This is a genomic window from Kitasatospora sp. NPDC101235 (assembly GCF_044767505.1).
GTDB lineage: Bacteria > Actinomycetota > Actinomycetes > Streptomycetales > Streptomycetaceae > Kitasatospora.
This window is the reverse complement of sequence record NZ_JBIWNZ010000008.1, coordinates 181,485-190,467: the sequence shown is the minus strand read 5'-3', so window position 1 is coordinate 190,467 and position 8,983 is coordinate 181,485. Positions and strand designations below refer to the sequence as shown.

Here is an 8,983-nt window from a genome sequence, read left to right as displayed (position 1 = left end):
AGTCCGGCCGGGGCCCGTGGAGGCGGGGCGGCGGGCTCAGCCGCCCAGGCCGCGCAGGGTGTGGTAGATGCCGCAGGCCTGGAGGGCCAGCGGGAGCAGCGACAGGGCGCAGAGGGTGTGCAGGATGTCCGCGATGCGGCCCCAGTAGGGGAGCAGACGGCGGCCGGGGACGGTCCAGGCGGCGACCAGGAGTGCGGCGGTCAGCGTCAGCAGGGCGGCCAGCAGGAGCAGGCGGTCGGTGGTGGTGGCGTCGGCGGTGGCGCGGGCGAGCAGCACCAGGCCGCCGAGGACGCCGGGCAGCAGGATCGCCAGTCGCTGGCGGATGCTGCCGACGGCCCGTCCGTGCAGCAGGAGCAGCAGGCTCAGCGCGGCGGCCTCGGCCGGGCCGGCCCAGCCGTCGGTGAAGGGCAGCACGGCCAGGCAGGCGGCGCAGACGGCGCCGATCGCGGTGTGCAGGGCCATCAGGTAGTCGTCGGCGACCAGGGCCCGGGGCAGCACCGCGGAGGCCGGGACCGGCTCGATGTTCTCCTGGAGCTCCTCGGCGTTGCGCGGCAGCATCGGCAGCCGCAGCCCGGACAGCCGGAAGGCCAGCGAGGGCACGAACGCGCCGACCAGCACGGCCACCACCGCGACCACCGCAACCAGGTGGGCGAGCGTCATCCCGGCGAGCACCAGCACCCCCGACAGCACCCCGAGCAGCGCCACCAGCGCCACCCCGAGGAAGAGCGGGGCCGCCGCCCCCACCGCCGCCAGCGCCAGCACGGCCGCCCCGGCTCCGGCCGAGGAGGCCGCCAGGATCCGGGCGCCGAGCAGTTCGCCCCCGTCGGAGCCGCCCGGCCCGGTCGGCAGCAGCAGCGCGGCGAGCGCCAGGTACGGGACGGCGGCGGCGCCCAGCGCGGCGCCCGCGCCCGCGTCGGCCATCGCCCGGGAGGCGCTGGCCGCGCCGAGCAGCAGCAGGACGGCGGCCGCCGCGGCGGCCGCCTGGCGGGGGGCGGCCGGACCGGGCAGGGCGAGCAGCACCCAGCCGGCCGCGAGCGCGGTCAGCGCCAGGGCCAGCGACAGGACCCGGGTGAGGGCCGGGCGCCAGGTGTCGCCGCGCTCGTGCATGCCGGTGGCGACGCCGTCCACCAGGTCGTCGAAGTGCACCGCCGGCAGCGCCTCGTGGCGGGCCCGCAGGTACAGCGCGTCGCCGTCGTGCAGGCCGAGTGCCTCGGGGGTGCGCTCCTCGTCCAGCGGCTCCTCGCCGAGCCGCTGGAGCACCCAGCCGCCGTGCTCCAGACCCTCCTCGGCGAGCTCGGGGCCGGCGTGCCCGAGGACGGCGGGCAGCAGGTCGGCCAGCGGCACGTCGGCGGGGACGGCCAGTTCGAAGGCCGTCCCCGGTGCGTGGAACCTCAATCGGCACAGTCCTGCCACGACACTGCTGCTCACGCCGGTCCTCCGGTTCGGTGGGGTGGTCCGTTTCTCCGCCCGGATGAACGGCCTGCCCGGCGCGGCGCGTTCAAAGCGCACCGCCGCTGAACCTCCGGTGCCGCGCCGTCCGTGAGCCAGAGGGAACGGCCGTGGTGAGAAGGAGCCCTGAGTGAGCGTGGAGCTGATCAACCGGACGCCCCGGCGCCCGGGGCCCGAGATGCCGGACGGCGAGGTCCAGCTCCAGGAGCCGCCCGGCCTGCCGGAGAAGCAGAGCGGCATGGCCAGTGTGATCAGCATGGCCCCGATGGCGCTCGGCTCGCTGTCGATGGTGTTCATGTTCCTGCACCCCGGCGGCGGCGAGGGCAGCGGCGGCATGCTCAGCTACGTCGCGATGGGCATGATGGCGCTGTCCGCCGTCGGCATGCTGGTCACCCAGCTGATCCGCGGCTCCAGCGACCGCAAGCAGCAGCTGCGCGCCGAGCGGCGCGACTACCTGCGCTACCTCTCCCAGATGCGCCGTCAGGTGCGCCGCTCGATCGACGCCCAGCGCAAGGCCCTGGCCTGGCGGCACCCGGAGCCGGCCGAGCTGGGCGCGCTGGTCGGCACCACCCGGCTGTGGGAGCGGCGGGCCGCCCACCCCGACTTCAGCGACGTCCGGATCGCGCTCGGCGCCCAGCGCCTGGCCACCCCGCTCGCTCCGCTGGCCACCAAGCCGGTGGAGGACCTGGAGCCGCTCTGCGCCCACGCGCTGCGCCGCTTCATCCACGCCTACGGCACGCTCGCCGACCAGCCGATGGCGATCCACCTGCGCGGCTTCGCCCACCTGCTGCTGCGCTCCGACGACCCCGAGGCCGCCCGCGCGCTGGTGCGGGCGGTGCTGGCCCAGCTCGCCGTGGTGCACGGCCCGGACGAGCTGCGCGTCGCCGTCGTCACCGACGCCGAGCGGCGGGCTGAGTGGGAGTGGGCCAAGTGGCTGCCGCACGCCCTGCACCCGACCGACACCGACGGCGCCGGCCCGGTCCGGCTGGTCGCCGGGAGCCTCGGCGAGGTCGAGCAGCTGCTCGGCGAGGAGTTCACCGGCCGCCCCGGCTACGAGCCGGACGCCGTGCCCGACCGGGACGAGCCGTTCACCGTCCTGGTCCTGGACGGCCCCGGCGCGCACACCGGCAGCCGCGCCGCGCTGACCGGCTACCGCAACGCCGTCCTGATCGACCTCGCCGACTCCCTGGAGTGGCGCCCGGCCCGCACCACCCTGCGGCTGCGGATCGAGGACGGCCGGCTCACCATGGTCGGTGCCGACCGCAACCGCAAGGACGTCGTCACCGACCTCGGACGGCCCGACGCGCTCGGCCTGGCCGCGGTGACCCGCCTGGCCGCCCGGCTCGCCCGCTACCGGATCGCCGACGGCGTCGACGCCGCCGAGCCGCTCGCCACCGACTTCGACCTCACCGCCCTGCTCGGCATCCCCGACCTGCACGCCCACGACGTCGAGGCGCTGTGGGCCCAGCGCGGCATCCCGCAGCGGCTGCGCGTGCCGCTCGGCCTCGGCCCGGACGGCCGGCCCGTCGACCTGGACCTCAAGGAGTCCGCCCAGGGCGGCATGGGCCCGCACGGCATGCTGATCGGCGCCACCGGCTCCGGCAAGTCCGAGCTGCTGCGCACCCTGGTGCTGGCGCTCGCCGTCACTCACTCCTCCGAGGTGCTCAACTTCGTCCTGGTCGACTTCAAGGGCGGTGCGACCTTCCTCGGCCTGGACGCCCTGCCGCACACCTCCGCCGTGATCACCAACCTGGCCGACGAGGCCTCCCTGGTCGACCGGATGCGCGACGCCCTGCACGGCGAACTCGTCCGCCGTCAGGAGGTGCTGCGCGAGGCCGGCTACGCCTCGCTGCTGGAGTACGAGACCGCGCGCGCCGCCGGCACCGCGCTGCGCCCGCTGCCCACGCTGTTCGTGGTGGTCGACGAGTTCAGCGAACTGCTGTCCGCGCACCGGGACTTCATGGAGCTGTTCGTGATGATCGGCCGGCTCGGCCGCTCGCTCGGCGTGCACCTGCTGCTGGCCTCGCAGCGGCTCGACGAGGGCCGGATGAGCGCGCTGGAGTCCCACCTGTCGTACCGGATCGGCCTGCGCACCTTCTCCGCCATGGAGAGCCGTGGCGTGCTCGGCGTCCCGGACGCCTACCAGCTTCCCTCCCAGCCCGGCAACGGCTTCCTGCGCAGCGACATCTCCACCCTCACCCGGTTCAAGGCCGCCTACGTCTCCGGCCCGTACCGCCCCAAGCGCCGTGCCGCCCAGCAGGCCGCCATCGCCGGGCAGGTCGTCGCGTACGGCACGGACTACGTGATGCCCCGCCAGCGGCCGGTGGCGGAGACCGAGCCCGAGGAGGAGCAGACCGCGGCCGGCTCGCTGCTGGAGATCGCGGCCGGCCGGCTACGTGACGCCGGGCCGCCCGCCCACCGGGTCTGGCTGCCGCCGCTGGACGTCCCGCCCACCCTCGACGAGCTGCTGCCGCCGCTCGTCCCGCACCCCGAGCGCGGCCTCACCACCGAGGACGGCGCCCGCCACGGCGCCCTCGGCGTGCCGGTCGGCGTGGTCGACCGCCCCTTCCACCAGCTGCGCGACCTGCTCACCGCCGACCTCTCCGGCGCCGGCGGCCATGTCGGCGTCGCCGGCGCCCCGCAGAGCGGCAAGAGCACCCTGCTGCGCACCCTGATCACCGGCCTGGCGCTCACCCACACCCCGCGTGAAGTCCAGTTCTACTGCCTGGACTTCGGCGGCGGAACGCTCTCCGCGCTGCGCGGCCTGCCGCACGTCGGCGGGGTCACCGGCCGGCACGACGGCGAGCGGGTGCTGCGGACCGTGGCCGAGGTCAACGGGATCATCACCCGCCGGGAGCAGTACTTCGCCGAGCTGGGCATCGACTCCGTCGCGTCCTTCCGCCGCCGCCGGGCCGCGGGCGGGCTGCCCGACGAGGCGCACGGCGACGTCTTCCTGGTGATCGACGGCTGGAACACCCTGCGTCAGGAGTTCAACGACCTCGTCCAGCCGCTCACCCTGATGTCCCAGCGCGGCCTCAACTACGGCGTCCACCTGGTCATCGGCACCACCCGCTGGGGCGAGATCGCCGGCGGTCTGCGCGACCAGCTGCAGACCCGCTTCGAGCTGCGCCTCGGCGACTCGGTCGACTCCGTGATCAACATGAGGGCCGCCGCCAAGGTGCCCAAGCTGCCCGGCCGCGGCCTGACCGACGAGCAGCTGCACTTCCTCTCCGCGCTGCCCAGGATCGACGGCTCCGGGCGCACCGACGACCTCGGTGAGGGCGTCGCCGACCTGGTCGACGCGGTCGCCGCGCACTGGACCGGGCCGCGCGCCCCCGAGGTCCGGATGCTCCCGCTCACCCTGGACGCGGCCCGGCTGCCCGCCCCCGAGGGCCGGCTGCGGGTGCCGATCGGCCTGGAGGAGACCGAGGTCTCGCCGCTGTGGCACGACTTCGAGGAGAACCCGCACCTGCTGGTGGTCGGCGACAGCGAGGCCGGCAAGACCAATCTGCTGCGGCTGATGATCAAGGCCATCACCACCGCCTACACCCCGGCCGAGGCCCGGATCATGCTCGTCGACTACCGGCGCGGCCTGTACGACGCGGTGCCGGAGGAGTACCGCCTCGGCTACGCGGTGGCCGTCGACAAGCTCCGCCAGATCGTGGACGGCGCCTCCCGGGCGATGAAGAACCGCATCCCGCCCGCGGACATCGCGCCCTCCCGGCTCAGGGAGCGCGACTGGTGGACCGGCCCCGAGCTGTTCATCCTCGTCGACGACTACGACCTGGTCGGCTCGGGCGGCGGCAGCCACCCCTTCGCCGCCCTGCTGGAGGATCTGGCGCAGGGTGCCGAGATCGGCCTCCACCTGGTCGTCGCGCGCGGCGCCAACGGCATCGGGCGGGCGCTCGGCGACCCGCTGGTGCGCAAGCTGCAGGAGGTCAACTCGCCCGCACTGCTGATGTCCTGCCCGTCGTCGGAGGGCTACCTGTTCGGCAACGTCAGGCCGAAGGCGTTCCCGACCGGCCGCGGCCTGTACATCACCCGGCGGCGCACCGTGCAGGTGCAGACCGCGCAGCTGGCGGAGGGGGAGTGATGGGCGCCGCGACGTTGCGGGCGCTCGGCCCGCACTACGTGATCGCCCCGCCCGGTGCGGAGGCGGACGGACTGGCCGAGGCGCTGGCGCCCGTGCGGGCCGAGCCGCGGGCGCTGCTGCTGCTCGCCGCCGCCGCGGACGCGGCGCCCGTCCTCCTCGGCTCGCTGGACGAGCTCGCCCGGGCCGCGCGCGAGCGCGACGCGGACACGCTGGTGCTGGCCGCCTCCGGGCTGGCGGCGGTCGGCCCGGACGGCCGACGGCCCGCCGAACTGCTCGCCAGGCGCAGCGGGTTGACGGTCGTCGCGCCGGACGCGGTGGTCAGCGTCGAGGCGGACGGCACCCTGCCGGCGGTGCACGGGACGTGGTGGCGCTGCCGGCCCGGCGGCGGAGCGGAGCCGCTCGGCGGCCGCTGGCCCGCCGCCGCGACCATCACCCCGCTGGCCGGCGGGGCGTACTGGGTCACCGAGGCGGCGGTGGGGCCGGCCCGTCCGGCCGTACTGGACCGGGCCGTCGCACCGCGGGACGGGCTGCTGCTGGTCATCGGCGAACCGGCCGGACCGCTGCCCAGTGGCGCCCAACTGGCCGACGCGGCGGCGCTGCTGCGGGAGACGGTGGTCCGGCGGGAGCACCTGGTGCTGAGCGCGCCGTGGGCCGCGCCGGTCGAACTCATCGAGCTGGCGGCCGTGTTGGCGGCCTCGCTCGGGCAGGAGGTGCGGGCGGCGATCGGCGTACCGGTGGGCCCTGCGGGCGCGTCCAGGGACGATGCGCGGCACGTCCACGCGGCGGCGGACGGCGGCGAGGGCTGGGAGCCGTACCTCACCGAGCTGGTCGCCCGCCCGAGCGAGCGCACCGTCACCGCCGCCGGCTGGCGTACCCGCCCCGACCTGCCCGGGGCCCCCGGAGCCGCGCGCTACCCGGCCTTCCCCGGCTGGGAGGTGGAGGCGGTGGCGGCCGGACTGTGGCTGCGCCCGGCCGCCACCGCGGACCGCGGCCCCCGGCTGCGCCGGCCGGACCCGGCGCAGCCGGTGCTGGTCGTGGGCACGCCGGGCCGGCCGGTGCCCGAGACGCTCTGGGACCACCTCGGCGCGGTGCTGGGCTCGCTCCCGGCCGGGCCGGCCCGGCTCGCGCTCGCGGTGGCGGGGGTGCTGGACGCGGGGTCGGCGGCGGTGGGGCGGTTCTGCGCGCGGATGTACGGGCTGGACTGGGTCGGGACGGAGACGGCCGGGGCGGAGGCGGTGGCCGAGGCGGTCGTCGAGGCCGCGGTGGCAGTCGAGGTCGAGGCTGCGGTGGAGCCGCAGCCGGAGCCGGTGGTTGTGCCGGAGCCGACGCCCGCACCCGAACCCGAGCCGGTGACGGCTCCGGCACCCGCCGCCACGGTGGCGACGTCGGGTGGGGCGTTCACGGCGGAGGCTCCTGAGGAGCTTGACGACGGGCCGATGTCGGCCCCTGAGGTCGGCGTGGAGGAGCCCGAGGTGGAGGAGCCGGCCGTCGAGGCACCGGCCGTCGAGCCCGACCCGGTCCCTGAGCCCGAGCCGGTCCCTGAGCCCGAGCCGGTCCCTGAGCCCGAGCCGGTCCCTGAGCCCGAGCCGGTCCCCGAGCCCGAGCCTGAACCCGAGCCCGTGGCGCCCGCCGTGACGCCCCCGCCTCCGGCACCGTCGACGCCCGCCGCGCCCTCCACCCCCGCCGCGGACGGCGCGGCCCTGGCCGCCCAGCTCGGCCCCGGCTACCGGCGCCTGACCCGGCGGGCCGAGGACGTCGCCACCCGGTTGCCCGCCCTGCGTGCCCGGGCGGAGGAGAGCGAGCAGGGCCCCGAACTGGTCGCCGTCCTGCTGCAGCACGGCGACTGCGGCCCGCTGGCCCCGCGCGCCGAACTCCTCGCGGCGGCCCGTTCCGGCGCGCCGGGCCCCTACGGTCCGTACCTGCGCTGCCTGGCCGCCGGCCTGCGGCGGCTGCCCAGCCACTACGGCGGCGTGCTGGTCGCGGGCCCGGCGCAGGAGTGCGACCTCGCCGCGTACGCCCCGGGCACGGTGCTGACCGAGCGGGCCCCGGTGACCGGCCTGGCGGCGCCCGGAGCGGACCTGGGGGAGGACGTCGGGATCGAGTTCGCCATCTGGTCCGTCAGCGGCCGCCGCAGCTCGGCCTTCGGCGAGCCCGGCGACCAGCCGACGGTGATCTTCGCCCCGGGCACGGAGTTCGAGGTGGTCGAGGTCGAGCCGGCGGACCCGGACGAGGACCGTCCGGCCCGGGTGCTGCTCCACGAGGTCGGCGGCGTCCGCCCGGGCCCCGACCGCCTGCGCACCTGGCTCGCCCGCCGCGACGCCGTCGCCCCCGCCGACCGCGTCCGCCCCGCCGACCCCTCCCGCTACGCCCTCGCCCTCGGTGCCGGGTGACCGTGGCCGGGGCCGGTCAGAGCTCGAACAGTGCGTCCTGCGGCTCGGGCTCGGGGTCGAGCACGGCGCGCAGGCCTCTGACGGTCTGCCGCCACGTCGGACCGCTGGGCGTCTCGTCCCAGAGCTCGGCGAGCTCGGACGCCTCGGCGACCACGCGGTCGAGTGCCTCGACGGCGAGCGACCGAAGATCGGAGGCGAGGGCCGGAAGGGCCTGGTCGGGACCATGGCTCGTGCCGATCGGTTCACCGCCCGGGCACTGTGCGGCGATGAGGGCCGCGGCGGCGACGGCCTCTGTTCCTTCGGGGCCTTCCAGGTAGTCCCAGGCCTGGACGGTGCGGACCAGCGCCGCCCGGACCAGGCCCTCGCGTTCGTGCTCGGCGGCCTCGTCCAGGGCATCGGTGAAGTCCAGCGCCGTGTCGTTGTCGAAAGGGCCGACGGCCCAGGCGCCCATGATGATCTCCTCGCGTCACTGTGCGGCGATCATCGCAACGGCCACTGACAGGTGTGTCATGCGGACGGTGGGTCCGACCCGCCCCGGTGAACCCCGCGGGGCCGGCCGTCCGTCGGACGGAGCGTAGGGACGTGGCCGGCGGGAGGAGTACGGGAATGGCCGAGACGGTGCAGGGCGGGTTCCGGCTGGCGGCGGTGTTCGACGCGGTGGATCCGCTGACCGGGCCCGGGTTCGCGCCGGACCGGCCGCGGCTGGCGGCGGGGGCGGAGCGCGAGGCCGTCGCCCGGTACCTGCGGGCCGGGGCGGCGGTGCTGCTGACGCCGATGCTGATGGACGACGTCGTCGACCCGGGCCGGCGCGGCGTCGTGCCGATGGGTTTCCGCACCGACGGCCGGTGGATCTGGACCGACACCGTGACCTACTACCTGGAGGAGTACGGGCTGGCGCCCGACCCGGAGCTGCTCGCCCACGTGCGCGAGCAGGGTGACGGGCCGTGGGCGGAGCCGACGGCGGAGGTGCTGGAGCAGGCCGTGTCCTTCGTGCTGACCCCGCCGGAGGCGGCCGCGGAGCCCGTCTGGACGGTCGGGTCCTGAACCGCGC

At 76.4% G+C, this 8,983-nt stretch carries 5 protein-coding genes; 3 read left to right on the top strand and 2 right to left on the bottom strand.

Annotated features, from left to right (window positions below; all coding sequences use genetic code 11):
• Window positions 1-36: 36 nt before the first annotated feature.
• On the bottom strand, window positions 37-1,395 hold the full coding sequence (gene eccD / locus ACIRRH_RS16365; protein WP_403067195.1) for a type VII secretion integral membrane protein EccD: 1,359 nt from the start codon (window positions 1,393-1,395) through the stop codon (window positions 37-39).
• A gap of 184 nt (window positions 1,396-1,579) precedes the next feature.
• Here eccD and eccCa point away from each other — a divergent pair, with 184 nt between their 5' ends.
• Both eccCa and ACIRRH_RS16355 read left to right on the top strand, forming a co-directional pair.
• Window positions 1,580-5,542, top strand: coding sequence for a type VII secretion protein EccCa (gene eccCa, locus ACIRRH_RS16360; protein WP_403067193.1), 3,963 nt, complete (start codon window positions 1,580-1,582; stop codon window positions 5,540-5,542).
• Entirely contained in the window at window positions 5,542-7,932 is a 2,391-nt protein-coding gene (locus ACIRRH_RS16355; RefSeq protein WP_403067191.1) for a hypothetical protein, read from the top strand. Before eccCa ends, ACIRRH_RS16355 begins: the two co-directional genes overlap by 1 nt.
• 16 nt (window positions 7,933-7,948) lie before the next feature.
• Here the strand turns inward: ACIRRH_RS16355 and ACIRRH_RS16350 are convergent, their stop codons facing one another.
• Window positions 7,949-8,383 (bottom strand): DUF4259 domain-containing protein, encoded by a 435-nt coding sequence (locus ACIRRH_RS16350; RefSeq protein ID WP_403067189.1) that lies wholly within the window; start codon window positions 8,381-8,383, stop codon window positions 7,949-7,951.
• A gap of 155 nt (window positions 8,384-8,538) precedes the next feature.
• On the opposite strand from ACIRRH_RS16350, the gene ACIRRH_RS16345 reads away from it, so the two are divergent.
• Window positions 8,539-8,976 carry a hypothetical protein gene (locus tag ACIRRH_RS16345; protein ID WP_403067187.1) on the top strand — a complete coding sequence of 146 codons (438 nt, stop codon included), beginning with the start codon at window positions 8,539-8,541 and terminating at the stop codon, window positions 8,974-8,976.
• The last annotated feature ends 7 nt before the right edge of the window (window positions 8,977-8,983 follow it).